The 23,321-nt window shown below is 44.8% G+C and carries 24 protein-coding genes; 18 read left to right on the top strand and 6 right to left on the bottom strand.

What is annotated here, in order from left to right; all coding sequences use genetic code 11:
• Positions 1-188: 188 nt before the first annotated feature.
• Both IPL83_14595 and IPL83_14590 read left to right on the top strand, forming a co-directional pair.
• On the top strand, positions 189-1,463 hold the full coding sequence (locus IPL83_14595; protein MBK9040364.1) for a KamA family radical SAM protein: 1,275 nt from the start codon (positions 189-191) through the stop codon (positions 1,461-1,463).
• Between the two features lie 76 nt (positions 1,464-1,539).
• Positions 1,540-1,977, top strand: a complete 438-nt coding sequence (locus IPL83_14590; GenBank protein MBK9040363.1) for a DUF4442 domain-containing protein — start codon at positions 1,540-1,542, stop codon at positions 1,975-1,977.
• Here IPL83_14590 and IPL83_14585 read toward each other — a convergent pair.
• Entirely contained in the window at positions 1,960-4,233 is a 2,274-nt protein-coding gene (locus tag IPL83_14585; GenBank protein MBK9040362.1) for a UvrD-helicase domain-containing protein, read from the bottom strand. The two genes, IPL83_14590 and IPL83_14585, sit on opposite strands and share 18 nt — an antisense overlap.
• 173 nt (positions 4,234-4,406) lie before the next feature.
• Here IPL83_14585 and IPL83_14580 point away from each other — a divergent pair, with 173 nt between their 5' ends.
• Both IPL83_14580 and IPL83_14575 read left to right on the top strand, forming a co-directional pair.
• Entirely contained in the window at positions 4,407-5,642 is a 1,236-nt protein-coding gene (locus tag IPL83_14580; protein MBK9040361.1) for a hypothetical protein, read from the top strand.
• A complete protein-coding gene (locus IPL83_14575; GenBank protein MBK9040360.1) occupies positions 5,642-6,277 on the top strand; it encodes a hypothetical protein in 636 nt (211 codons plus the stop codon). The genes IPL83_14580 and IPL83_14575 overlap by 1 nt, the downstream gene beginning before the upstream one ends.
• Positions 6,278-6,292: 15 nt before the next feature.
• On the opposite strand, the gene IPL83_14570 is transcribed toward IPL83_14575, so the two are convergent.
• Positions 6,293-7,111: a LysR family transcriptional regulator gene (locus tag IPL83_14570; protein MBK9040359.1), complete on the bottom strand. Its 819-nt coding sequence runs from the start codon at positions 7,109-7,111 to the stop codon at positions 6,293-6,295.
• A gap of 101 nt (positions 7,112-7,212) precedes the next feature.
• On the opposite strand from IPL83_14570, the gene IPL83_14565 reads away from it, so the two are divergent.
• Complete coding sequence (locus IPL83_14565) at positions 7,213-7,599, top strand: hypothetical protein (protein ID MBK9040358.1); 387 nt, start codon at positions 7,213-7,215, stop codon at positions 7,597-7,599.
• Between the two features lie 179 nt (positions 7,600-7,778).
• Here the strand turns inward: IPL83_14565 and IPL83_14560 are convergent, their stop codons facing one another.
• Positions 7,779-8,573 (bottom strand): SPOR domain-containing protein, encoded by a 795-nt coding sequence (locus tag IPL83_14560; GenBank protein MBK9040357.1) that lies wholly within the window; start codon positions 8,571-8,573, stop codon positions 7,779-7,781.
• A gap of 116 nt (positions 8,574-8,689) precedes the next feature.
• Here IPL83_14560 and IPL83_14555 point away from each other — a divergent pair, with 116 nt between their 5' ends.
• The 13 genes from IPL83_14555 (at position 8,690) to IPL83_14495 (ending at position 21,072) form a co-directional block, all read left to right on the top strand.
• Positions 8,690-9,529, top strand: a complete 840-nt coding sequence (locus tag IPL83_14555) for an inositol monophosphatase (GenBank protein ID MBK9040356.1) — start codon at positions 8,690-8,692, stop codon at positions 9,527-9,529.
• A 249-nt stretch (positions 9,530-9,778) separates the two neighbouring features.
• Positions 9,779-10,309: a flagellar basal body-associated FliL family protein gene (locus IPL83_14550; GenBank protein MBK9040355.1), complete on the top strand. Its 531-nt coding sequence runs from the start codon at positions 9,779-9,781 to the stop codon at positions 10,307-10,309.
• A gap of 15 nt (positions 10,310-10,324) precedes the next feature.
• Positions 10,325-11,317 carry a flagellar motor switch protein FliM gene (gene fliM, locus IPL83_14545; protein MBK9040354.1) on the top strand — a complete coding sequence of 331 codons (993 nt, stop codon included), beginning with the start codon at positions 10,325-10,327 and terminating at the stop codon, positions 11,315-11,317.
• A 14-nt stretch (positions 11,318-11,331) separates the two neighbouring features.
• Positions 11,332-11,709 carry a flagellar motor switch protein FliN gene (fliN, locus tag IPL83_14540; protein ID MBK9040353.1) on the top strand — a complete coding sequence of 126 codons (378 nt, stop codon included), beginning with the start codon at positions 11,332-11,334 and terminating at the stop codon, positions 11,707-11,709.
• A gap of 32 nt (positions 11,710-11,741) precedes the next feature.
• Complete coding sequence (locus tag IPL83_14535; protein ID MBK9040352.1) at positions 11,742-12,842, top strand: FliO/MopB family protein; 1,101 nt, start codon at positions 11,742-11,744, stop codon at positions 12,840-12,842.
• A gap of 77 nt (positions 12,843-12,919) precedes the next feature.
• Entirely contained in the window at positions 12,920-13,597 is a 678-nt protein-coding gene (gene fliP / locus IPL83_14530; GenBank protein MBK9040351.1) for a flagellar type III secretion system pore protein FliP, read from the top strand.
• Between the two features lie 11 nt (positions 13,598-13,608).
• Positions 13,609-13,881, top strand: coding sequence for a flagellar biosynthesis protein FliQ (gene fliQ, locus IPL83_14525; GenBank protein MBK9040350.1), 273 nt, complete (start codon positions 13,609-13,611; stop codon positions 13,879-13,881).
• A complete protein-coding gene (locus tag IPL83_14520) occupies positions 13,881-14,660 on the top strand; it encodes a flagellar biosynthetic protein FliR (GenBank protein ID MBK9040349.1) in 780 nt (259 codons plus the stop codon). The genes fliQ and IPL83_14520 overlap by 1 nt, the downstream gene beginning before the upstream one ends.
• A 24-nt stretch (positions 14,661-14,684) precedes the next feature.
• Positions 14,685-15,752, top strand: coding sequence for a flagellar biosynthesis protein FlhB (gene flhB / locus IPL83_14515; protein ID MBK9040348.1), 1,068 nt, complete (start codon positions 14,685-14,687; stop codon positions 15,750-15,752).
• On the top strand, positions 15,753-17,849 hold the full coding sequence (gene flhA, locus IPL83_14510; GenBank protein ID MBK9040347.1) for a flagellar biosynthesis protein FlhA: 2,097 nt from the start codon (positions 15,753-15,755) through the stop codon (positions 17,847-17,849).
• Complete coding sequence (locus IPL83_14505; protein MBK9040346.1) at positions 17,839-19,362, top strand: flagellar biosynthesis protein FlhF; 1,524 nt, start codon at positions 17,839-17,841, stop codon at positions 19,360-19,362. The genes flhA and IPL83_14505 overlap by 11 nt, the downstream gene beginning before the upstream one ends.
• A 14-nt stretch (positions 19,363-19,376) precedes the next feature.
• Positions 19,377-20,216, top strand: a complete 840-nt coding sequence (locus tag IPL83_14500) for a MinD/ParA family protein (GenBank protein MBK9040345.1) — start codon at positions 19,377-19,379, stop codon at positions 20,214-20,216.
• A 64-nt stretch (positions 20,217-20,280) separates the two neighbouring features.
• On the top strand, positions 20,281-21,072 hold the full coding sequence (locus IPL83_14495; protein MBK9040344.1) for a FliA/WhiG family RNA polymerase sigma factor: 792 nt from the start codon (positions 20,281-20,283) through the stop codon (positions 21,070-21,072).
• Between the two features lie 73 nt (positions 21,073-21,145).
• Here the strand turns inward: IPL83_14495 and IPL83_14490 are convergent, their stop codons facing one another.
• The 3 genes from IPL83_14490 to IPL83_14480 form a co-directional block, all read right to left on the bottom strand.
• Positions 21,146-21,619, bottom strand: a complete 474-nt coding sequence (locus tag IPL83_14490; protein ID MBK9040343.1) for a hypothetical protein — start codon at positions 21,617-21,619, stop codon at positions 21,146-21,148.
• A gap of 146 nt (positions 21,620-21,765) precedes the next feature.
• Entirely contained in the window at positions 21,766-23,001 is a 1,236-nt protein-coding gene (locus IPL83_14485) for an RNA polymerase factor sigma-32 (GenBank protein MBK9040342.1), read from the bottom strand.
• Between the two features lie 11 nt (positions 23,002-23,012).
• Positions 23,013-23,321: a polyhydroxyalkanoic acid system family protein gene (locus tag IPL83_14480; protein ID MBK9040341.1), complete on the bottom strand. Its 309-nt coding sequence runs from the start codon at positions 23,319-23,321 to the stop codon at positions 23,013-23,015.

Below are 23,321 nucleotides of genomic sequence, written 5' to 3'. Positions count from 1 at the left end.
CAAGAGTCCGCAAATGCCTCTCTCGTGACAGTTATATTTTATCGAGAAAAAAAGTTTGTCATTTCAGTTGGTTAGACGTGTGTGCTCTCGATACAGGTCCAGGGGCAAAAATGGGCCATCATGGTAAGTGCCTAAAATTATGGGCAATTGATTTGTGAGTCTCCAGATTTCGGGCTAAGAGATGCGACATGAAGCTAGAGTTTAAACATCTCACGCCATTTCAGGGGATTTCAACGGAGGATTGGGAAAATCCTGCTTGGCAGATGAGAAATTGCCTCACTACCTTGGCGGACTTTGAAAGCCGGTTTGTCCTGTCCTCTCAAGAGAAAGAGGCTTTTATTGGAACAAATGAGCTTTTTCAGATTCGGGTGACTCCCTACTATGCTCGATTGGCAGACACAACAAACCCCCTTGATCCGATTCGGCGCATATTGATGCCTCATCGGTCTGAGCTGGTACCTGGAAATCAAGCAATGCGTGATCCTTTGGGAGAAAATTTAAATCGGCCCACCTCTCGAATCATTCATCGCTACCCCGATCGGGCTTTGTTTTTGGTGACCGATTTTTGCAGTGTTTATTGCAGATACTGCACAAGAAAGCACTTCACTGGCAAGGACCGCGCCTTTCCTTCTGCTTCAGAGTATGATGAGGCTTTGTCTTATATAAAGTCACGTCCGGGAATTCGAGAGGTGATACTCAGTGGTGGGGACCCCCTTACGCTCAGCGATCTCAAACTGGAAAGAGTTCTTTCTGATTTGCGCTCAATTGAGCATGTTGAGATCATTCGGATTGGGTCACGAATGCCAGTGGTATGTCCGATGCGAATCACAAAGCGATTGGCGCAAATGATGCGTCAATATTCGCCCCTCTTTTTTATGGCTCACTTTAATCATCCTCGGGAACTGACTGCTGAGGCCGCGGAGGCACTGGGCTACCTTGTTGATCATGGTATTCCGGTCATGAACCAAATGGTGCTTTTGAACGGCGTAAACAATCATCCGGCGATCGTTCAGGCCTTGTCACGTCGTCTTCTCTATCTGCGCGTGAAGCCTTACTACATGTTTCAGTGCGACCCTTCAGAAGGAACTGATCACTTACGTACTTCAGTTGAGAACTCACTGGAGATTCAACGGGAACTCTGGGGGAGATTGTCGGGACTCGCATTGCCAAACCTTTCTCTCGATATCCCTGGAGGTGGTGGCAAAGTCGGATTGGTCCCTAACTTTGAGGTGCGCCGCTCAACGAGATCTCGTTGTTACAGAGGCTGGGATGGCGTGGAACAAGAGTACATAAGTCCGGATTTTTCAGAAATCTTGACCCCTGCTGATGTCAATCAGTACATTGCGGAATGGGCGGTCATTCGCAATGGTGTCTATGGCACAGTCCCACACGACCGGAGGTTAAACCGTGAATCTCAATCAACAAATTCTGGGAATAAAAGAGAAGGTTCTGTCGAGCGTTGAAACTTATTGGGGCTTTGTTCCTCCAAGCCTCAAGGAGACCATCAGAATCAACGCCTTCACTATATGGAAAATTCCGATGATAGCTTTTTTGTCTCCACGAGTCGTGGAGTTGACTGAAGATAAAATTACAGTTCGCATTCCGCTGAACTATCGAAGCAAGAATCACTTGGGTTCGATGTATTTTGGATCAATGGCGGTCGGAGCGGATTTGGTTGTTGGGACGATGGCTCACAGATACATTGAGAAGACGGGAAAGGATATTGAATTTATTTTTAAGGATTTCAAGTCCGATTACCTTAAACGAGCTGAAGCCGATGTGTTTTTTACCTGCGAAAAAGGCAAAGAGATTTCTGACTTTGTTCAGAAGGCGGCTTCTAGTTTTGAGCGTATGAATCTTCCCGTTGAAGTTTACGCGACAGTGCCTTCACTCTTGGGAAGTGAACCAGTTGCCAAATTCACTCTCACACTTTCGTTAAAAAATCTTGAGTTGCCCAGCTCATCCAAGAATTTGTAACCGCGCGAATTTGACAACAAACTTTTTGGTAATTGAATTGCGGAAGAGCACAGATACTTTTTGGTTCTCTCCCTGTCCCTCAACCGCAAAGACTGAACCATCACCGAACGTGGGATGCCGAACCCGTGTCCCCTTTGAGAGATTTTGATCTAAAAATTGATCATCTGATTCTTCATCAGTCGAAGGCACATCATCGTTTGGAAAGGGGTCTTCCAGAGCGGCATGGCTGTGTTTCGGGATATTATGACCGCCGAATTTTTGACGAAATCGACCGAGAAAATCCGAAGATGAACCTAAACTAGAGGAATTTTCCAGAAATTCACTGGGAATTTCTGAAAGAAAACGACTGGGAGCGTGATTCTGCTCTTGCCCCCAGACCCGCCGAGAGCGTGCGTGGGTCAAAAACAATTTCTCGCGTGCCCTGGTGATTCCAACATAGGCAAGACGTCTCTCTTCTTCGACGTCTTCTTCGTTTCCAGAACCAAAGCTGCGCGAAGATGGGAAGAGTCCCTCTTCCATGCCGACAATAAACACGACAGGAAATTCGAGGCCTTTGGAAATATGCAGAGTCATGAGAGTCACAGAGTTGTCTTCGTCAGCCATTCTATCTACTTCAGAGACGAGGGCCATTTCCTCAAGGAAGTTTTGAAGCGAGGCCTCTTCCTCTCGCTCTTCTTCGAATTGGCGAATGGCATTATCAAGCTCTTCCAGATTTTCGATTCTCGATTGTGATTCTGGAGTGTTTTCCTCTTTTAGCAGCAATGCATATTTCGTGAGATCAAGGACAAGGTGGTATATTTCTGATACTTTCAGAGATCCCATTTTCTCTCTTATTTCTTCGAGCAAATGGCTGAAATTTTGTAATTTCTTAGTGGCCCCTGCGTGAACGAGTCGGTGCTCCGCCACAATCTGAAGGGCTTCATAGAAGGAAATGTTTCTTGAAAGAGCTTCCTCTTCTATTCTGTCGACGGTGGTCCGTCCAATCCCTCTTGCGGGTACATTGATGATTCTCTTTAAAGCCACATCGTCTTTTGGATTGAGCGATAGCCTCAAGTAAGCAATGATGTCTTTTACTTCTTTGCGTGCGTAAAATTTGATTCCCCCAACCAGCTTATAGGGAACAGAATGTCCCCTTAGCAAATCCTCGAGAACTCTCGATTGGGCGTTAGTTCGATAAAAAACAGCAAAGTCTCGAAATTGACGATCAGGACGCGCCTTCATTATCCCTTCAATTCGTTCGACGACATAGCGGGCCTCTTCGTATTCGTTGCGTTCTTCGCGTAAAGTGATCTTGTCTCCAGAATCATTTTCAGTGAAGAGAACCTTGCCCTTGCGTTGCTGATTGTTTTGAATCATAGAGCTGGCTGCGGCGACGATTGTTTTGGTCGACCGATAATTTTGTTCTAGTTTAACGACCTGGGTCTCTGGAAAGTCTTTTTCAAAACTTAAAATATTTGCAATATCGGCTCCTCGCCAGCTATAAATACTCTGATCCTCGTCTCCCACAACACATAGGTTCCTGTGTCCCTCGGCCAACTGTTTCACCATCAAATACTGTATATGATTCGTGTCTTGATATTCGTCGACAAGAATGTACTGGAACTTTTCGCGGTAGTTGGTCAAAACTTGGGGAAACTGAGTAAAAAGCAAATAAGTCTTGAGCAAGAGATCTCCAAAATCAAGAGCGCTGGCTTTCTCCATTTCAATTTCGTAGCGCTTGTACACTTCCAGAGATTTGTCATCCATGATAAAATGGCCGCGGTGTCCGATCTGTTGCGGAGTCAGTCCGAGTTGTTTTGCCTCATTTATTCTTGATTGAAAACCTTTTGGAGGATGGATTTTTTCATTGATGTTAAGGGCGTTGAGGACTTTCTTAATCATGCTTTGTTGGTCAGAATCATCGTAAATTCCAAAAAATGAGGGATAGCCAAAGTGGTGAATTTCGTCCCGTAAAATTCGGGCACAAATCGAGTGGAAAGTGCTGATCCACATTGGCTCAAAGACCGGAATACCAATTTTCTTGAGGAGCTGAACCGTACGGTGTTCCATTTCCCTTGCGGCCTTATTCGTAAAAGTCACAGCCAGAACCTGTTGGGGGCTCGCTTCGCCTGAAGCAATAAGCTGCGCGATTCGATAGGTTAAAACTCTTGTCTTTCCTGAGCCTGCACCAGCAAGAATCAAAAGGGGGCCTGCCGTGGTTTCAGCAGCTCTTTTCTGGGAGGGGTTTAATTGATGGAGAAATGTCTCTTGAATCATAGGGTTCCTCAGCTCTCAGATAGGTACCAAATACCTAAAAAAATTGGGAAATTTTTCTTGCGCAGAAAGTGTTTTCTCAGTACTATAGCGCGTCGCGTAATATTCGATAAAGTCGCCTGTTGCTCGGTCGATTAAAACTTGAGAAGAACCCCTGGTGGAGGAAGTGGACCATAATGTCGCGAACGAATACATTGCGGAGCCTCCAGCTGGCCGTTCTTCCCTTTGCCGTCGTCTTAGGTTCTATTCCGATTTTCCTATTCATGTCCAGTTGTCAAAGAGATCAAATTGAAGGCCCTGTTACCTACCTTTTGCCATGGCCGGACCCGCAGGGAGAATATCATCTTCAGGATGTAGAAGTTAAGACCCTCCGCCAGGCGGATATATTGGACGGTTCTGCCGCTCAGATTTATGTGAGTGCAGGGATAAATGATGGTCAATTCGTGGGAGATATTGCGAGGCCCCGTCTGATACCAAGGGGGCACCATCGCTACATGCCTGCGGATGTCGAGAGTGCTTTGGCAATTGCGACCTATGCCCATTTTGAGCGGCTGCAGCTGCTGGATCGTGAATTGGGCATTGAGTCCAACCTTTCCTGGCCCCGCCGAGTTGGCATACAAATGAAGATCAAGCTACCTGATGGTGAAATAGATCATAATAACGCCCGTTATTTTTCGAAATGGGACCTGACCCTTGTTTCTCCCTCGAATTTAGAGGGGCTGCCGATTGCTATGAATGGAGGAGTCATCGCTCACGAGCATTTTCATGCTCACTTTCATGCAAGTCTGACAAGAGATCTGAATCCCATTTGGGGCTTAGATCATATGCATGAAAAATCCGAGGCGATATCGAGCATGAAAACAAATATTCAGCTAATTCGCTCGTGGAATGAAGGCCTCGCTGACTATTGGGGATTTTTATACAATCGCGATCCAAGGTTTATATCTAAGACCATTTCTATGGGCCTGGGTTTGGATTATCGTCGGCTGGATATAGGGCCTGTTGACTTGCCCAACTGGGAGAAGTTTAGAGAAAGAATGGAGAAGGGGGCAAAGGAGGATGGGGGCATTGCTCACACCGGTCAGATCTATCGGAATGGATCTCGTTTGGCTCGAATTCTTAAGTTGATCTCGGAAGTTCCAGATGGACCATCTTCTTTTCCTCCGCTAGACTCAAAAAAGCAATTGGGAAAGGCAATCATAGCTTCCCTTGCGCACGTCAAAAATGAGTTGGTGATTCAATCACCAACAGTCCCTGTTCAGCCTGCCGACATTTTGAAGGCTATTTTTTCGGACGATCGGAAAATGAGTTCTGAGGGAATTTGCAAAATTCTTGGAGAGTCCGTCGACCCAATTTCTTGGAAGCATTTTTCCAAAAGTTGCAAGACTCCAGTCGACGGAGATTCCATTTGATGCACGTGTTATATAGAATTTTAATTTTAATTTTGATTGCGTGGTCCTCTGTTTTTCCTTCTTTTTCCCGTGCTGAAGTTGGTCAAGAGTCGAAAGTTCCAACGAAGGAAGAACAGAAAGTACTGCACGCAGAGGTGCAGCAGGGGGCTTCTCACAAACAAATTTGGAGCCTTGGTGTCTCGTCGAATCTATTCTATCGGAAAAAGCTGAATGGTCTCGAGTATGACCGAAGAGTGATCCCATCCCTTGAAATCGGTTACACCTTTTCCACAAAATACAGGAGTGCCTTCGACTATATTTACAATTCACAGGGCGAGGGATCTCAGACCTTTGAAGTCAAAGAAAAACGCCATGATTTCAATTTGTGGTTCCTGCGCACGGGACAGCGTGCGCGTCGCCTTTCTTTGTGGATTGGAGCTGGACTGGGGTGGAGCTACCAATCAGTTTCAAATCGTCTCTACTCGGAAACACTCAGCTCTTCTACCACCGATCTTTTTCGTCTCGGTCTCAGGGCCGATGCCGTTTTTTGGCTGACGTCTAAAATTTTTCTCGATGCAAATACTCGAGTCTATTTTTGGAATGTTCGTCCCTCAAGCAGTTTTTCTTTCGGAGTTATGCTGGGCTATTTCTTTTAAGGAGCTCTCTGAGCTTTAAGGCCGAAATCCATCCTTAATAATGCGTATGACTGCCTGTAATGTTCTGTTATAGGAACGATCCTTTCTATAAATCAAATTGAGTTGTGTTGCCTTCAGTTCCTTTTCGAGTTTCAGATCACCCATCATCGCGGCCGTACAAGAAGGCAATATGCCACAACCCTGGCTCTCCCTTAAAATCGCTGATATCGTGATGTAATCTGAAATAGGGACCAACTTATATCCGGTAAAAGCTCGTAAGTAGGAATAAATGTCAATCATCTCAGGATTGAAATAAACTAGATTAATTGATTTTTTGGCTTTTTGACTTTTCCAGACACCAACAGTTTCGCGGCGAAGGAGAGATATAACAAGCTCAGGATGTCGTTGCGGACTGATGACAAGTCCCAAATCAATCTCGGAATTAATGACCTTCCTTGTGATAGCCAATGAACGATCAAAAGTCATATCCATATTTACGCCAGGGTGATTTTCGACAAGATCTGAAAAGAAATTTGAAAAGGAACTTTGTGCAATCGATGTATGGCAGCCAATTTTTACCGTTCCGATAAAGTCATCCCGATTTGAAGCTCGCCAGGCCGTATCCCAACTGCTCTTCAGATCAGACAATAGTTTGATCACGCGAAGTCCTTCATGGGTCAGTTGAAGGCCACTCTTGCTGCGTGAGAAAAGTTTGACTTCAAGTCGTTCCTCAACCTTCATGAGCGCCTTCGATAGTCCCGATTGTTTGATTCCACACAATTCAGCAGCTCGTGAGATATTCAGAGTTTGAGCCAGGATCAGAACATATTCAATTTCATTTGAAAATGGCGACATATGACCTCAGGTATTCCAAATGAGAATAGTATCTATTCCAAACTGGGGCTATGGGAATTCAATTTTTTGTAATAGCTTTAATTTTGAAAATAGGAGGCAGAATGAAAAATAGGACACTTCGATCGAGGCGGCAGTTTTTGAGTCAGGCTGGGTTAATAGGACTTGGTGTGTTGATTTCCGCTTGCGGAGGTGGCCACAGTCAGAGTCCTCCGAGAGAGCAGCCAAAAAGCGCAGAAGTCAAAGAAACCTGTGCGGAGGCACCAATGACAGCCTACACAAATCCAGGCCATTTCCACACAGAAATCAGTTTGAGTCTCGAAGAACTAATGAATGCAACTCCGGGCGTCTATGTTCTGTTGGGCGGTAGTCACAATCATAGTTTCAATTTGGAATCTGAGGATTTTGTTGCGATTGAAAGGGGAGATCTTGTCGAAAAGGAGGATTTGGAGGATCACGGACACAGAATAAGGATTGTTTGTTCAGCATAGTTAGAAAAATTATTTTCTATAAAAAAGGGAAAGGAAACAAAATGAATCATGTAACATTTTTGACGATAGGGACAGTGTTGCTATTTGCGCAAGTAGTCCAATATCCATTGAGCTCTGCCGTGGTCTCTGCTACTCCACAATCCTTTGAATAATTGAAGAGGAAATTGCCGACTGTTTCATCAATTCCTCGCGAAAGGCCCCGGCACTTTTTGATCGGTGAAGAGACCAATACTGACGCGAAACCAAGTCTTCGAGCTAATTTCAGCGGGCAAATAGAAGGCATTCCAGCCCTTCTGCTTAAGTTCGCTGGCATGAGCTTTCGCTTCATCCTCGTTTGCGTAAGAAGCCACTTGAATGGTGTACTTGCCAATCGAAGAAGTAGCTACAGAGGGCAAGATGCTCGTCGGTCTGCGAATCTCTTTTTGATCTGCGACAGGAGCCTTTCCATCGGCGACTCGCTGTGCTTCCTTAGGGACAGAAGAGCTGGATCTTTCGATTTCAACCTTCTTGATTTGACTTTTATGTTCAGCAATTTTTTTACCATTGTCGGCGTTGTGTTCGACTGTCTTCGATGGGGTAGAGGGCTCCGACTGATCTTTGGAATACTTTTTATATCCAGTTCCGCTTGCATTTTCGGCTTTGACTGGAGTTTCAAGCTCTTCGGTCTTTTCTTTTTCGATAGACTCTGCTTTGTTGGCTGCCAAAACTTCCTTTTCGGTATTTACAAATTCCTCAGTTAAGCTTGTGAGTTCTTCATTGGATAATTTCTTTGTTGGGTCGTCCTTGCCTTCCTCGCCGTGGGAGACCTGCCGAAAACTCTTGTAGTCCTCCTCAAGTGAGGCACGTTTGTAATCGCTATCGCTCACTTGCTTTCCAACAAAGGTGCCCACCGAAAAAGATAGAAGTGATATAAAAAAAATTAGAACGAGTTTAACAACGGTGTCGGCTTTTGATCCGCCCCTCTGACTCAACATGATTGACCCCTCCTTAACCCGAGTATAGCTTGACTCTTTTATCGTAGCGACATAGACGGAGTGGGTCAATCTAGCAAAACAAAGACGATCGTTTGAATTTGACTGAGGAGATAGAAGTGAAGAACAGAGAAGTGGATCTTGATTTGAGCATCGCTTTGGAACAAGGATTTTCAGCTGTCAAACAGGGACGAAAGATTTTGTTGGATTATTTCGGACACTTAACTCAGGTTTCTGAGAAGTATCAAGCGGGTCTAGTATCAGAGGCAGACGTCGCCAGTGAAAAGGCCATCGTGAATTCATTGTTGGGGTATTTTCCACATCACAAAATAATTGGTGAAGAGCAAAGTTCTGATAATATGAACCAAAGTCCAGGTGTGATTCAATCTGAATTTCCAACTTGGATCATTGATCCTTTGGATGGAACAACTAATTACGTCTACGGTTTTCATGTGTTTTGTATTTCGGTGGGGCTTCAATTTCGCGGAGAAATGTTAGTAGGAATTGTCGACATGCCAAAGCTGGATCAGACGTACTACGCAACAAGAGGCGGCGGTGCATTTGTCAGGGAGAAAGGAAAGGATCGGAGACTTAGCGTCAGCCGAAGGAAGTCTCTGAGAGAATCCCTGTTGGCCACGGGATTTTCACCCTATGATGAAGACGTTTTGATTGAGCAGATGCAAATTTTTTCAAAACTAATGAGGGAAACGAGAGGAATTCGTCGAGCTGGTGCGGCGGCCTATGACCTTTGTCAGGTGGCCGAGGGGATTTTCGATGGATTTTGGGAAAAAAATTTAAGTCCATGGGATACAGCTGCTGGACTTCTATTGGTGAGAGAAGCTGGTGGGATTGTGACAAACTATGCAGGTCAGCCCTATTCTGTTCAGATGAATTCAATTTTAGCTTCAAATCCAAACATTCACTCAGCTATGACCTCGACTTTGTCATTGACAAATTAACGTCAGGACTTCATTCAGTCCTGTCAAATCCCTGTCCGTTTTAATGTCCAATAGAGACCTTTTCTTGGATCAAAACCCAAATTTTGGTCCTTTCAGTCGGAATTTTGTCTCACTTTCAATCGAAATGGGAATCAAGTCTAGTTGGCATCCGACTTGCTCAGGAGATCTGTGGGGCGCCAGATTTTTCGATCTACATTCTTTGGTAAGATGAGAGACGGTTGAAACTGGCCACATGACAAGGAGGATGAAGTGGCAGAAGCAAACGCAGCACCTCAAGCAGAAAGGGTTTCTCCTGCTTCGTCAGGAAAAAGTCCAACCCTATTTATTGTCTTAGCTGTGATCAATATGTTGGTTGTGGCTGGAGTGGGCGCAATGATTTATTTAGGAAAGAAAAAGGAAGCTGCTCACCCGGGAATTGATGATGTGATTCGCGGAGAAAGTGCCGCCCAAAAGAAGGAGCTCGAAGAAGCTGATTTTATTGGAAAATTGATTCCGTTGGAGACGTTTTTGGTTAACGTAGCTGGTAGTCGTGGCCGAAAGCTTCTAAAAATCAATATGGAATTGGAAGTGGATGGAAATGAAGTGCAGGGCGAATTGGAAAAGCTGAAACCAAAGATTCGCGACATCATTATCATCACTCTTTCGAGCAAAACTTATGCGGAGGTCAGTACTCGAGAGGGTAAAGAGGGAATGCGAGACGAGATCAAGGATCAAGTAAATCTATTCCTGACCAAAGGGAAGATCAAGCGAGTCTATTTTACGGAGTTCATTTTTAATTAAAGAGGTGGGTTCAGGATGAGCCAGGTTCTATCGCAAAGTGAAGTAGATGCCCTCCTAGCTGCGGTTTCAGATGGTGAACTATCTGAAACTGGAGAGGGACAGCAGAGAACTGGTGGCCCCGATGACAAGGTGGTGGTGGTCTATGATCTTACCAGCCAAGACAGAATTATTCGCGGTCGTCTGCCTCAATTGGATGTCATTTATGAAAAATTCATGCGTTCATTTCGGGTTTCGCTTTCTTCGGCCCTGAGAAAAATTGCATCACTCAATCATGCGAGTACAGATTTTTTGAAATTTGGTGAATTCATCAATACGCTTCCGATGCCCACCTGCATGAGTGTGCTTCGTTTCAACAACTTGCGTGGATCTGCTCTTTTTGTCATCGAGAGCAAGCTAGCCTATGCTCTTGTAGACAATTTTTTTGGAGGGGCAGATAGACCCTACACAAAAATTGAAGGAAAGGATTTTACTCCGATTGAACTCTCAATTATTCGGAAAGTTGTGGATTTGGCAATAGAGGATCTTGAAATTGCTTGGTCATCTGTCGAAAAAATAGATTGCTCCTTTGTCCGTACAGAAATCAATCCACAGTTTGTTGGAATTGTGCCTCCTACTGACATTGTCATAGCCTCCACTTTTGACGTTGAATTGGAGAACGCGAACGGAACAATAACCTTGGTTATTCCATATTCGACCATTGAACCAATTAAGCAAAAGCTTTCAACTGGATTTCAAGTTGAATCTGATCAGACTGATAAAAATATTTGGGCCAAAACATTTACTGAGCAAATGATGGGCACAAAAATCGAGATCAAGGTCAACCTGGGCGAGTCGTCAATCACTCTCAACGATCTCATGGGTCTCAAGACTGGCGACGTATTATTGCTGAATCAGGATGCGACTGGAGAACTAGATGTTCAGGTGGAAAACGTGAAAAAATTTAAGGCATTCTATGGAATACACCACGGAACATTAGCTGTGCAGGTAACTAGAGAGATAAAAAAATAAAAAGAGGGGAAGCCATGGCCGACGACAAGTCAAATCTTGCTAAGAATATCGAAAGTGAATTCGAAAAGACTTCTGATGCCCCCAAGGATGATTCCAAAAAAAATGACACAAAAAGTGAAGGGCGAGATGCGAACCTCAATTTGATTCTTGATATTCCACTGAGGGTTACGGTCGAGTTGGGAAGAACAAAGATGATAGTGAGTGAACTACTCAATCTGGGGCAAGGATCAGTCATAGAGCTGAGTAAGCTGGCGGGCGAACCTATGGAGGTTCTCGTAAATGATAAGTTAGTTGCTCGCGGAGAGGCGGTAGTGGTGAATGAAAAATTTGGAGTTCGTTTGACCGACATTATTTCGCCAACAGAGCGTGTGGAGCAATTAGGTAGCAATTAAGATTTTTTCGAGACATTTGGGGCGTTTGTAATTTGAGAAAAGGCATTGCGCGAGAGGGGGGAGCTGTGTTGGTTCGTGGGGCGCTGATTATCTTCATGATCGGGATCTATTTTGAGGCTGCTTTCGCTCGAGAGGTCCGACAGATAAAAAGAGAGGGTCTTCGGGTCGAAGGAGCCAAGCCCATTGACTCAAGAGCGCAAGATCAACGGCCTTTACTTTCTGTAGGCCCCAATGACATTGATCAAGGAGAGACTAGCGCATTGAGCTTGGAGGACTCAGACGACCCAGACGACTCAAATGACTCGGACGGATCAGGCGGATCTAAAGTGAAGGGAATGGCTGGCGCCACTGACGAGGCTATAGCTAACAAGGCGGCACCTGATATCGATCTGCAATCTCGAAGAATCTTGGCAACTGATTTGGACTTTCCGAAGGAGCTTCCGCCCAAACGAGTAGATTTGTTCGAGAGCGACTCTGTTCTACAGAAGTCAGGCGGTCAGCCCAAAAATGGGGCTGAGGATAAGCCTGAGGATAGACCTCTGACGAAGGGACTGGTTCGAAGTCAAACCCAAAATTCGGTAAAAGAGAATCGGGAGGGCGAAAGTTCACTCAGCCAGGATGAAGCAAAGATTCCTGTTCTCACGGCCTCTACGGCCAGTCGGGAGCATAGATCTGGAGGAACTACTTCGCGTTTGTTGATGAGTCTAGGATTGGTTTTAACTTTGGCAATTGCAATCGGCTATGGCGCGAAGTACTGGACAAGAAAGCGATTGGGATTTCAGGATCAAACAAAAATTCAAATTCTCTCTCAATATCACCTGGGCCCCAAAAAGAGCCTGGTCATTGTTCAGGTGGCTGGTGAAAGTCTCTTGTTGGGAATGACTGATCAAAGTATCAATCTAATTAAACCATTGGCTCTCATCGATGATGAAATACCGACAACGTCACCAAGTCATTTTCTGGGAGAGTTGGAGGAGTTTTCCAACCTACCGTCTATGGGAGAAGTTCGCGATCGAGTTCAAATTCAGTCCTCGCAAAAGAGGTCTAAAGAGAAATCGACGGCAGAAGATGTGAATTTGAAGAGCATCCAGACAATGATAACGAGTCGGTTACGGGAAATGAGGACTTTGTGATAAAAGGGAGAAGTTGGCTCATATTGCCACTGGTTCTTGCTTCTGCAGTTGGGATCGCTCAAACAGCCATCGCTCAGATGACCCTTCCCAGTGTGAGCTTGGGATTTAAGAATACAAGCGATCCAAACGAAGTAGTAAGTGCAATTAGAGTGATCATAATTCTGACGGTTCTCACTTTGGCCCCTGCCATTTTAATTATGATGACAAGTTTCACCCGCATTGTGATTGTACTGTCATTTGTTCGCCAAGCAATTGGAACTCAGCAATTGCCACCAAATCAGCTCTTGGTTGGTTTAGGACTGTTTCTGACTTTATTTGTGATGGCCCCATTTTTGACAAAGATAAACGAGAACGCGATCCAGCCTTACCTGAAGGGCGCTATCAGTCAAGAGAAGGCTCTTGATGAGGGACTTGTTCCGTTGCGGAAATTTATGTTCAGTCAAACGAGAGATTCAGATCTTTCATTGTTTATCAAAATGTCTAAATCGAAGACTCCTAAAACACGGGCGGACGTATCGACAATAGTTTTAATTCCAGCATTCATTGTGTCCGAACTTAAGACAGCCTTTCAAATTGGATTTATCATTTATCTTCCCTTTTTGGTGATTGACATGGTGGCTGCTAGTGTCCTCATGGCGATGGGTATGATGATGTTGCCTCCGGTGATTATTTCTCTTCCGTTTAAAATTATGCTTTTTGTTTTAGTTGATGGCTGGTCCTTGCTGATAGGCGGGCTGGTTGAAAGCTTTGGTTAGGAATAGATAACATGACTGAAGAACTCATTATCAAGTTGGGTCAAGATACAATAAGAACAACAGCAATGTTGGCGGGTCCAATGTTAGGGGGAGCCCTCATTATAGGATTGATTGTAAGCGTACTCCAGGCTGTCACTCAAATAAACGAGGCCACGCTAACATTCATTCCGAAAATGGTGGTCGTGGCTCTTGTTATTGTCATTGCGGGACCTTGGATGCTCGATGTAATGACTGAGTTTGCAATAGGAATTTTTCAGAACATTTCTCATTTTGTGAGGGAATAGTGTCGAGTATTTATCAATTTAATGAACTGGAAATTTTGGCCTTCTTTCTGGTGATATTGAGGGTGTCAGCATATATTGTAAGTTCTCCTGTTCTTGGTTCTGAAACAGTTTCGGCTCCAATGAAGATCTTATTTAGTCTCAGTATCAGTCTTGTCCTATTCCCTACGTTGGACTGGTCAAATATCATCGTGGATCTCGGATCTTATCAGATTGTATGGATGGCTTTGAGGGAATTATTTGTCGGGTTGTGTATTGGATTTCTGAGTCGAGCATTTGTTTTTGTTCTATCTATTTCCGGGGAAGTGGTCAGTGTTAGCATGGGTCTGTCGAGCACTCAGTTGTTCAACCCAACTGTCAGTGACAGAGTTAGCTCGCTAGATCAGCTATTTTTGTCTATGGGACTTCTATTTTTCCTAAGCTTTAACGGCCATCACTTATTTATTGGGGCTCTTCGAGACAGTTATGGACTGGTGCCAATGTCTCAAGAATCTCTCTCGCTTGCCTATTTTAAGGATGTTGGCCAGATCCTTCAGGAGATTACCATCATCGGAATCAAGTTGGCGTCACCTGTTATGATTTCTATCTTGTTTTTGAATATCGCCATGGCCGTTGTCGGCCGTGCAGTCCCTCAAATCAATGTCTTGGTTTCAAGTTTGCCTATTAATATTTTGGCGGGATTTCTGGTTTTGTTTGTCTCATTGCCAATGGTGATGTGGCAAATGCCCGAATTATTGAGAGGGACAGCTGAGAGGCTTTTCCAAATGGTTAAAGCATTTTGATTTTTATTAGTTCTAGGATGGAACATGGCTGATTCAGAGCAGGAAGAAAGGTCAGAAGAGGCGACGCAGCAGCGACGCGAGGACTTTCGAAAGCGTGGGCAGGTGGCTCAGACGCGTGAGTTGGGATCTGTTCTGATGCTTCTGTGTTCCATTTTAGCGATGTGGCTGTTAGGAAAATTCTTTTTTGTTCAAGTTCATGATGTTTTTGTTCAAACACTAGGTTCCCATCTTGCGAGTTCTGTTCGGCAAGGAGACTGGATCGCAGCAGCCAAGTTTGCTGGGGCAAAAGGCTTGATGATTGTTGCTCCCATTTTTGGAATTCTATGGATTGCTGGAGTGGCCTCCTCAGCTCTTCAAATTGGAGCTCTACATAATGAGGAGGCTCTCAAGTTCAATTTCGACCGACTCAACCCAGTCGAGGGATTCAAGAGAGTTTGCAGTTTGAATTCTGTCTTTGAAGGGATGAAAGCCCTCCTGAAGGTCATCATTGTTGGGGCTGTAGCGACAATGATTTTGAAATCCGAAGTCGCGGTTGTTCCGAAATTAGTGAATTTCTCTGTAGAGCAACTTTTTCTTTATGTAGGAGAGGGGTCTCTAAAGCTTTTTGGAGGAATTGGGATACTTATGGGGATAGTCTCTGGCGTTGATTACTTTTTTCAAAGATGGGAATTGGAACGAAAAATGCGCATGACTAAGCAGGAGGTGAAGGAGGAAGTAAAATCACGGGAAGGGGACCCTCTTATCAAGGCTCGGATTCGGCGCATACAAAGGGAAATGGCTCAGCGTCGAATGATGGAGGAAGTTCCAAAGGCCGATGTGATCATTACAAATCCGACACATATTGCCGTGGCACTGAAGTACGATGAAAATACTGTAGCTCCAAAGGTCGTGGCGAAGGGCGCCGATCATTTGGCTCAAAAAATCAAAGAAGTAGCTCGTCTGCACAAGATACCCATTGTTGAAAATAAGCCGCTAGCGAGAACGATCTATAAAACCTTAAAGATAGGCCAAGTCATTCCAAGAGAACTCTATACGGCTGTGGCTGAAGTTCTGTCATACGTCTTCAAACTGAAGAAGAGGGTGATGCAATAAATGGATAATATCTTTCAATTCCTAAAACGTTTTGAAGCTCTCGCTAAGAATCTGGATCTCTTGGTCGCTTTTGGGCTGATTGGGATTTTGACTGTTATGATCATTCCTCTTCCTGCATGGATGATCGATATTTCATTGACGCTGTCATTGACTCTGGCCCTCTTAATCCTGTTGGTTGCAATTTATACGGACAAGTCATTAGATTTTAGTGTTTTCCCAAGTCTTCTCCTTTTAAGCACTCTCTTTCGGCTTTCCTTGAACGTTGCGTCGACACGAATGATTTTGACTGAAGGTCATAACGGTCCGACCTCAGTGGGCCAGGTGATTGCTTCCTTTGGAAACTTTGTTGTTGGGAATAATTATGTCATAGGTCTCATTGTCTTTGTCATTTTGGTTGTCATCAACTTTATTGTTATAACGAAGGGTTCTGGTCGTATCGCAGAGGTTGCTGCACGATTCACCTTGGATGCGATGCCCGGCAAACAAATGTCGATTGATGCGGACATGAACGCAGGTCTCATCACTGAAGCCGAGGCCAGAAAAAGGCGTCGTGAAATCGAAAAGGAAGCCGATTTTTATGGAGCAATGGATGGTGCGAGCAAATTTGTTCGCGGCGATGCGATCGCAGGGATAATCATTACGGTTATAAATATTGTTGGGGGGCTATTGATCGGAGTTCTTCAAAAGGGTCTTAGCCTAAAGGTTGCGGCCGAATATTATACGATGTTGACTATTGGTGATGGCCTTGTGACTCAAATACCTGCCCTGATTATTTCAACAGCGGCTGGTGCTGTTGTCACTCGAAGTTCTACTGAAAATAATATTGGTGTTGAAATTGCCAGCCAACTTTTTACAAAGCCACGTGCGGTCGCTATCGTTGGTGGGATACTGTTCTCATTGGGGATGGTTCCAGGATTGCCCGGATTGCCCTTTTTTTTGGTGGGCGGTGTAATGGGTGGAATTGCTTGGCTCATCACTCAGTTTGCAGAAGAAAAGATAAGCTTGGCGAGAGCGGAAGAGCAAGAAAAAGCTGCTAAACCACAGAAGGAAAACGTAGAGAACCTCTTGGCGCTGGATTTGATTGAATTGGAGGTTGGATATGGGCTGATCAATGTGGTGGAGTCGGGAGAAACTGGGGACCTGCTTGAACGAATTGTGAGTTTAAGAAAGCAGTTTGCGCTTGATATGGGAATTGTGATTCCCAGTATTCATATTCGCGACAATTTGCAACTCGAGCCTGGCGAATATCGGGTCCTTATCAAGGGAAACAAGGTTGGTGGAGGGTTGCTGCGATCTGACTGTCACTTAGCTATGGACCCTGGTAGCGTTGTTGATCGAATGGATGGAATTCCCACTCGCGAACCCGCTTTCGGGTTGGATGCTCTATGGATCTCGAAAAGTCAAAAGGAGCAGGCGGAAGTGGCGGGCTACACCGTTGTTGATTTGCCCACGGTTATGGCGACCCACCTCACAGAAATTGTTCGTACCCATGCCCACGAACTATTTGGGAGACAAGAAGCTGACGGTCTACTTGAGAATTTTAAAAAGAGCTATCCTAAAATTGTCGATGATCTGGTTCCGAGTTTGTTGCCCTTGGGGACAGTGGTAAGGGTCTTTCAGAATTTATTACGAGAACAGGTCTCCATTCGTGACTTGCGAACGATCCTGGAAACCCTGGGCGACGAGGGAGGCAAATACAAGGATCCTGAAATTCTAACTGAATCCGTTCGAAAGGCGCTGAATCGTTCGATTACGGCAAAATACAAGTCCGATGGGGGGGCTATGCCAGTCATGACTCTCGATTCTCAGGTGGAGGAGCTTATCGCAAATTCTCTCTTGCAAACTGAACAGGGTGTGCAGTTGGTAATGGACCCAACAGCGGCACAGCGTCTCATAACTGGCGTTTCGCGCACGATCGAGAGTCACCCAGAAATAGCGGGGCAACCGATTCTCTTAACAAGCCCAAGTATTCGCCGTCATCTGTTTAAACTGGTGTCTAGATTTATTCCGCAATTGATTGTGTTGTCCCACAGTGAACTTTCACCTGATGCGAGGGTCTCTTCGGTGGGCTTAGTGGAGATGTCACATGCAAGTTAAGAAATTTGAAGCAAAATCCATGAAAGAGGCCTTGGAAATGGTAAAATTACATCTTGGACCAGAGGCCATTATTCTCTCGGCCCGAGACAACAGTCATGGCTTTGGGCTCGGGGGAAAAGCGAGTATTGAAGTCACGGCGGCCATTTCGGAAGAAACTCTCAGAAAAAAAATTCTGGCTGAAACAAAAATGAATGCTGAATCAAAGACTAAGTATCAACAGAGCTCTGCAAAATTACAAAAGCAATTTATAGAAAAGGCGTCAATACCAACAGTGGAACGAATCGTTCGTCCGCTGACCACAACGCCTTACATCGATATTGACGAAGAAGTCGAAGCAAGTTCAGGTATGACTCCCAGCTCGGCCTTGAGGTCTCAATCCAGATCGAATCAGGTGCGTCCTGGTGTTTCCTCCCCGCCGGTCAATTTAGCTGATAAGGTGACAGGAAATGATGAGATCAGCAGGGCGAATTCGCGGCTAGCAGAGGAACGCATTCGATCCGCAGTGCAAAGCGCTGTTTCCGGCATGACAAAGATGAATCTCAGTGGCGTTGATCATCCTAAAAGTCGTAAAATGACTCAGCATGATTTGGCCGGTGGAGAGGAATCTCAAGATGTGAAGATTTTGAGAAGTGAAGTCAAATATCTCAAGGAGATTCTAGAGAAATTTCACAAATTACCTCAGTCTTTTGTGAGTATGCATCCAGGAGCTGAGGAGGGAATTCCCTACGAAATGAGCTCCACCTACGAGAAGTTAACTCGTGCTGGTATTTCGGCAAGCAACGTCGTGTATCTCCTCAAGGAGTGCATGAGCCACATGGATCCAATAAATATTAAAAAGCGGGCATTTGTAGACGCCTGGGTAGCTAAATATTTATTGGATGAGATTTTGGTTAGTGAAAGAAGGCCGCAGGATCGATTCCATGTATTTCTAGGTCCGTCTGGAGGAGGAAAAACGAGCTCATTGGTAAAGCTTGCCAGTCATCTTGTGATAAACGAAAAGAAAAAGGTGAGTATTCTTTCTGCTGATTTCGGAAAAGTTGGAGCCGCTGAACAACTTCGAATATATTCTCAAATTCTAAATGTCCCATTTGCCGTGATAAGGCGTAAAGAAGACTGGGGAGTTATCCAAAGGAAATTGGATATGTCGGACTATTTTTTGGTTGATTTTCCGGGCATGAACTTAAAATCAATGGGAGAGTTTGATTTTGTTCGCAATTTACTTCCTCCTATTCAGGCTGGTCGAGTTCTACACTATGTGCAATCAATTTTGGCAAATGATGCCAACGTCTTTGATCTCGCTGAACGCTATATTCCACTGGGTATTCAGGATGTGATTTTTACCTGTTTGGATGAATCATCTCAGCATGGACTGATCTATAATTTTCAGAAAAAATTTCGACTGCCACTCTTTTCGTTCGGTATAGGTCCAAAGATTCCAGAGGACTGGGAAAGTGCGACCAAAGAGAGAGTCGTCGATTTGATTTTCAAACTAACAAAAATTCGAAAGATTTGAGGGGAGAGGGTGAAATGAGTTCTTCAGCAAATGGGATCAATATTGGAAAGGGCCGGACGAGAACGATTAGCATCACTTCTGGAAAAGGGGGTGTTGGAAAATCGACTTTAGTTGCAAATCTCGCGCTTTCCTTGAGCCGATCGGGGCAGCGAATCTTGGTCTTGGACGGTGATTTGGGTATGGCTAACCTAGACATTCTATTTGGCGTATCTGCACGGAACCAGCTCGACCGAGTGTTGTTTGAGGACATACCGATCAATGAGGCCTTGGTATCAGTCGGCCCCAACATAGATCTCATTCCGGGAGGAAGCGGCATTTATGAATTGCAGAGATTGCCGGCATCTATGAAGCAATATTTGATGGACAAGATCAATCAGCTTCATACGTCTTATGATTTAATGTTCATTGATACTGCTCCTGGAATTGATGACAACGTTCTCTATCTTAACTCTGCGGCCGGAGAGATTGTTGTGGTCGTTACTCCTGATCCAGCCTCGGTAACTGATGCCTACGCGCTAATCAAGGTTCTGCACTCACGATGTCGAGAAAATCGCTTCTCTATTCTCTGCAACATGGTGAGAGATGAAAAAGAGGGCCTCCAGGTCTTTCGTAGGTTGAGCGAGGTCGCGGATCGATTTTTGTGTGTAAGTCTAGACTATCGCGGATTCGTCCCTGCTGATCCAAACATGGTGAAGGCCACAAAGTTGCAACAGTTGGTGTTGGATGCTGAGCCAAGGAGTCCGGCCAGTCAGGCGATTCGGGCCATTGGAGAAAAGTTTAGTGGTTTTGAGCACCTAAGCGAGGCCAAGGGCGGGATTCAGTTTTTTTGGAGGCAGCTGGTAGGTGTGGCATGAAAAGATTTGGACTTTTTGCCCGCTTCTCATTTTGATAAGCTGGAATTGGTGAGGGTGAGAATACATGTCAAATAATAATGCGAGTTCCTTGTTACAGAAATACAAAGAGGAGCCAAACAAACTAACTCCACAGCAGAAAGACAAGCTGATAATGGAGTATGCCCCTTTGATTAAATTCATCGCTCAAAAGATTGCTATTCGGTTGCCTTCGAATATTGAGTTGGATGATTTGATTTCGAGCGGAGTCATTGGATTGATGGATGCGATAGAGAAGTATGATCCAACCCGTGATAACAAATTTAAAACTTATGCGGAATTTCGCATACGTGGCTCAATTCTTGACGAATTGAGAGCGCAGGATTGGGTTCCTCGCTCGGTGCGTGATAAGGCAAAAATGCTTGATCGAACGCTGATCGCTATGGAAGCGGAACTTGGTCGTTCAGCCAGTGATGAAGAAGTGGCCTCGAATCTGGGAATCACGATGGATGAATTTTACGATTTAGTGAATCAAGTAAGACCAGTGTCCATTCTATCTATCGACGACGCAGCGACCTTTAGCAATGTCGATAAAAAATCGATTCTTAATCTTCTTGAGGGCTGCAAGCTCAATAATCCATACACTCAATTGAATTTAAAGGCCGTAAAAGAAGTCGTAACGAAGGCCATTGAGGACTTGCCAGAACGGCAGAGGCTGGTGCTTTCTTTGTATTATTACGAAGATCTGAATCTGAAGGAAATAGGGCAAATTTTACGCGTTACAGAAAGCCGAGTTTCCCAGCTTCATGCTCAAGCTATCTCGCGCTTGAGAGCCAAGCTTTCTCAATTCTTTGAGGACCAGGAGCTGGAGGCCAGCTAGGCTGAACTCCTGAGATTTCGTTCAGCCAGGCACCCTCTGATTTTGGAACAACAATCAAGTAAGCCAGTTTGCTCTAGTCTAGAAACCCCTGCTGAATCAGTGAATCGAATCCATCGAGAAGGCGCTTCAACTTCAACGCGGACCATCCGTCATCGCCCGACAATGTGAATTCATGACAGCTGTGTTCCCGATAAAAAGGGAAAGACGTTCCGTCTGCCTTTGAAAGAGTGTATTGCAGAGAGGGCGCATCTAGGCATTTGGGTTCTTCAGGATTTGTGTCAACAAGTTCCTTTTTTGAAATGGAGCCAACCGCTTCCTTAATTACCTCAAGGGCTTGATAGTCAATGGTAGCTAGACTGAGGTTTTCAATTTTTCCGGATCTGGGATATTTTAAGGTTGCTGTCACTTTCCCATCACTTGCAATTGTGATGACAGAGTTTACTGGATAGGGTGTAAACCCAGCCGTAAACTCTCTTTGAATGAGAGGCTGAGCGGCTAAGACTGGAAAAGAAAAAATAAAAAACACATATAGAATCGCTTTATTCATATGGATTCCCCCCCACGCACTGTTACTTGATAAAAAGTTTTAACTGGAGTCAATGTTGTATTTCTTTTTGGAGTTTGAATAGGGCAAAGCTACAATAGCCAATCGAGTCAGAGGATTTTTTTCAGGTTCTGTAATTTATATGATTTCTATGAGGTGGTAGTGGGTTCAGATAAGGGAGGGAGTCCCCCTTTCAAAATTGCATCTTTTATTTTGGCAAGGAGGCGAGCCTCCATTTGGCGAACGGCTTCTCTTGTAACTCCCCATTCACTTCCAATATCTTGCAAGGTCAAAGCGGAATCGGAGAGCAATCTCTGATCGAGAATGTATGTTTCCTTTTCGCTGAGAAGGGGGCGAAGATGGGCGAGGGCATTGTTAAGGAGTCCGAGATGTTCCTTTAACTCAATCATGTCGTCCATTTCGGTGCCCTGATCTCCTGTTTGAAGATCTAAAAGACGCGATGATTCCCCTTGTCCTAGAGGCTGACTGAGGCTGACATCACGGCCGGAAAGGCGTTTGTGCATTTCCGCCACTTCGTCTTCTGGGATACCAAGTCGTCCACTGATTTGCCGAATTCCATTTTCTTCACCCAATTGCTCAAGGTCCTGTTTTTGTTTTTGCAGCTTATAAAACAATGTTCGCTGATTTTGGGTCGTTCCGATTCGCACCATGGAGTACTGTCGCATGAGATACTCTTGGATATAGCCTCGAATCCACCAAACGGCATAGGTGATCAATTTAACTCCCTTATAGGGATCAAATTCCTTTACTGCGTGCATCAGTCCCACATTGCCTTCTTGTATAAGATCGATGAGTCTGGCTCCAAATTTAGAATATTCTGCAGCAACTTTGACGACAAATCGCAAGTTGGCGGTCACAAGAACTTCGGCTAGACGTGGGTCTTTTGTTTCAAAGTAGCGTTTTGCAACTTCTTCTTCCTGGGTTCGGGTCAGGAGGGGGTAGCGTGCAATTTCTGCCATATATCGTGACACAGGGTCGACGCTTGACAGAGGCACTGAACTGGAAGGAACAAGGGAGCCTCCTTTTGATTTCATTTCAGGCAGGTCCAGTTGATATTCTTCTATGACTTCTGATCGATCAAAGGCGGGAGTGCTCAAATCATTGATTTCAGGAATCACAGGACCATCGACATCCTGGAAAGCAGGTCTGCCTCTTTGTGAAGCTGGCCCCTGGCTTGATACAATTTCGGGATTCAGAATAGGAGATACAATTGGCTTATTTGATTTACTTTTTGAAGTGAGTTTAGAAGCGAGTTTATTTTTGACCGGAGACGTTGGAGTCTTTCTCTTTCGTTCAGTCGGCTTCGCCGCTGCTTTGTGGCCCTCACGGAGACGCACAGGTTTTTTCTTCTTAGTACTTTCCATATAATCGCTCTTTAGGTCAACAAGGCTTCATCAAGTTTTCTTTGCAAAGTCTTTTGAACAATACTTTTGACCAGTCCTAGGTGAAAGGGCAAGTCGACTGTAATTTCAACTCGGGAGCCCAAATTTGTTTTGGAAACGGACATCTCAGCATTGAAGTGATGACCCGTCGCGCGCCCGGAGAGGGTCGTTTCGTCAAAGTCGTATGCGAGTTTTGAATCAAGCTTGCGTAAGTCTTTATCTTCTTCAAGAATTTTGCGCACGCGAGCAAAGGCTTCTTTCTCATCACTGGCGGATTGACATGTAATCATAACTTTTGGCAT

The sequence above is a fragment of the Bdellovibrionales bacterium genome (assembly GCA_016716765.1).
Taxonomy (GTDB): domain Bacteria; phylum Bdellovibrionota; class Bdellovibrionia; order Bdellovibrionales; family UBA1609; genus JADJVA01.
The sequence above is the reverse complement of the archived record's forward strand: the minus strand, read 5'-3'. Positions and strand labels throughout refer to the sequence as shown.

What these genes read in the sequence shown, in the direction of transcription:
- IPL83_14590 (MBK9040363.1), top strand. Translation starts at nt 1,540, where the DNA reads ATGATAGCTTTTTTGTCTCCACGAGTCGTGGAGTTGACTGAAGATAAA.
- IPL83_14490 (MBK9040343.1), bottom strand. Translation starts at nt 21,619, where the DNA reads ATGAATAAAGCGATTCTATATGTGTTTTTTATTTTTTCTTTTCCAGTC.
- IPL83_14505 (MBK9040346.1), top strand. Translation starts at nt 17,839, where the DNA reads ATGCAAGTTAAGAAATTTGAAGCAAAATCCATGAAAGAGGCCTTGGAA.
- IPL83_14565 (MBK9040358.1), top strand. Translation starts at nt 7,213, where the DNA reads ATGAAAAATAGGACACTTCGATCGAGGCGGCAGTTTTTGAGTCAGGCT.
- IPL83_14585 (MBK9040362.1), bottom strand. Translation starts at nt 4,233, where the DNA reads ATGATTCAAGAGACATTTCTCCATCAATTAAACCCCTCCCAGAAAAGA.
- flhA (MBK9040347.1), top strand. Translation starts at nt 15,753, where the DNA reads ATGGATAATATCTTTCAATTCCTAAAACGTTTTGAAGCTCTCGCTAAG.
- IPL83_14560 (MBK9040357.1), bottom strand. Translation starts at nt 8,573, where the DNA reads ATGTTGAGTCAGAGGGGCGGATCAAAAGCCGACACCGTTGTTAAACTC.
- fliP (MBK9040351.1), top strand. Translation starts at nt 12,920, where the DNA reads ATGACCCTTCCCAGTGTGAGCTTGGGATTTAAGAATACAAGCGATCCA.
- IPL83_14495 (MBK9040344.1), top strand. Translation starts at nt 20,281, where the DNA reads ATGTCAAATAATAATGCGAGTTCCTTGTTACAGAAATACAAAGAGGAG.
- fliM (MBK9040354.1), top strand. Translation starts at nt 10,325, where the DNA reads ATGAGCCAGGTTCTATCGCAAAGTGAAGTAGATGCCCTCCTAGCTGCG.
- IPL83_14580 (MBK9040361.1), top strand. Translation starts at nt 4,407, where the DNA reads ATGTCGCGAACGAATACATTGCGGAGCCTCCAGCTGGCCGTTCTTCCC.
- IPL83_14595 (MBK9040364.1), top strand. Translation starts at nt 189, where the DNA reads ATGAAGCTAGAGTTTAAACATCTCACGCCATTTCAGGGGATTTCAACG.
- IPL83_14570 (MBK9040359.1), bottom strand. Translation starts at nt 7,111, where the DNA reads ATGTCGCCATTTTCAAATGAAATTGAATATGTTCTGATCCTGGCTCAA.
- IPL83_14500 (MBK9040345.1), top strand. Translation starts at nt 19,377, where the DNA reads ATGAGTTCTTCAGCAAATGGGATCAATATTGGAAAGGGCCGGACGAGA.
- fliN (MBK9040353.1), top strand. Translation starts at nt 11,332, where the DNA reads ATGGCCGACGACAAGTCAAATCTTGCTAAGAATATCGAAAGTGAATTC.
- fliQ (MBK9040350.1), top strand. Translation starts at nt 13,609, where the DNA reads ATGACTGAAGAACTCATTATCAAGTTGGGTCAAGATACAATAAGAACA.
- IPL83_14575 (MBK9040360.1), top strand. Translation starts at nt 5,642, where the DNA reads ATGCACGTGTTATATAGAATTTTAATTTTAATTTTGATTGCGTGGTCC.
- IPL83_14480 (MBK9040341.1), bottom strand. Translation starts at nt 23,321, where the DNA reads ATGCCAAAAGTTATGATTACATGTCAATCCGCCAGTGATGAGAAAGAA.
- IPL83_14485 (MBK9040342.1), bottom strand. Translation starts at nt 23,001, where the DNA reads ATGGAAAGTACTAAGAAGAAAAAACCTGTGCGTCTCCGTGAGGGCCAC.
- flhB (MBK9040348.1), top strand. Translation starts at nt 14,685, where the DNA reads ATGGCTGATTCAGAGCAGGAAGAAAGGTCAGAAGAGGCGACGCAGCAG.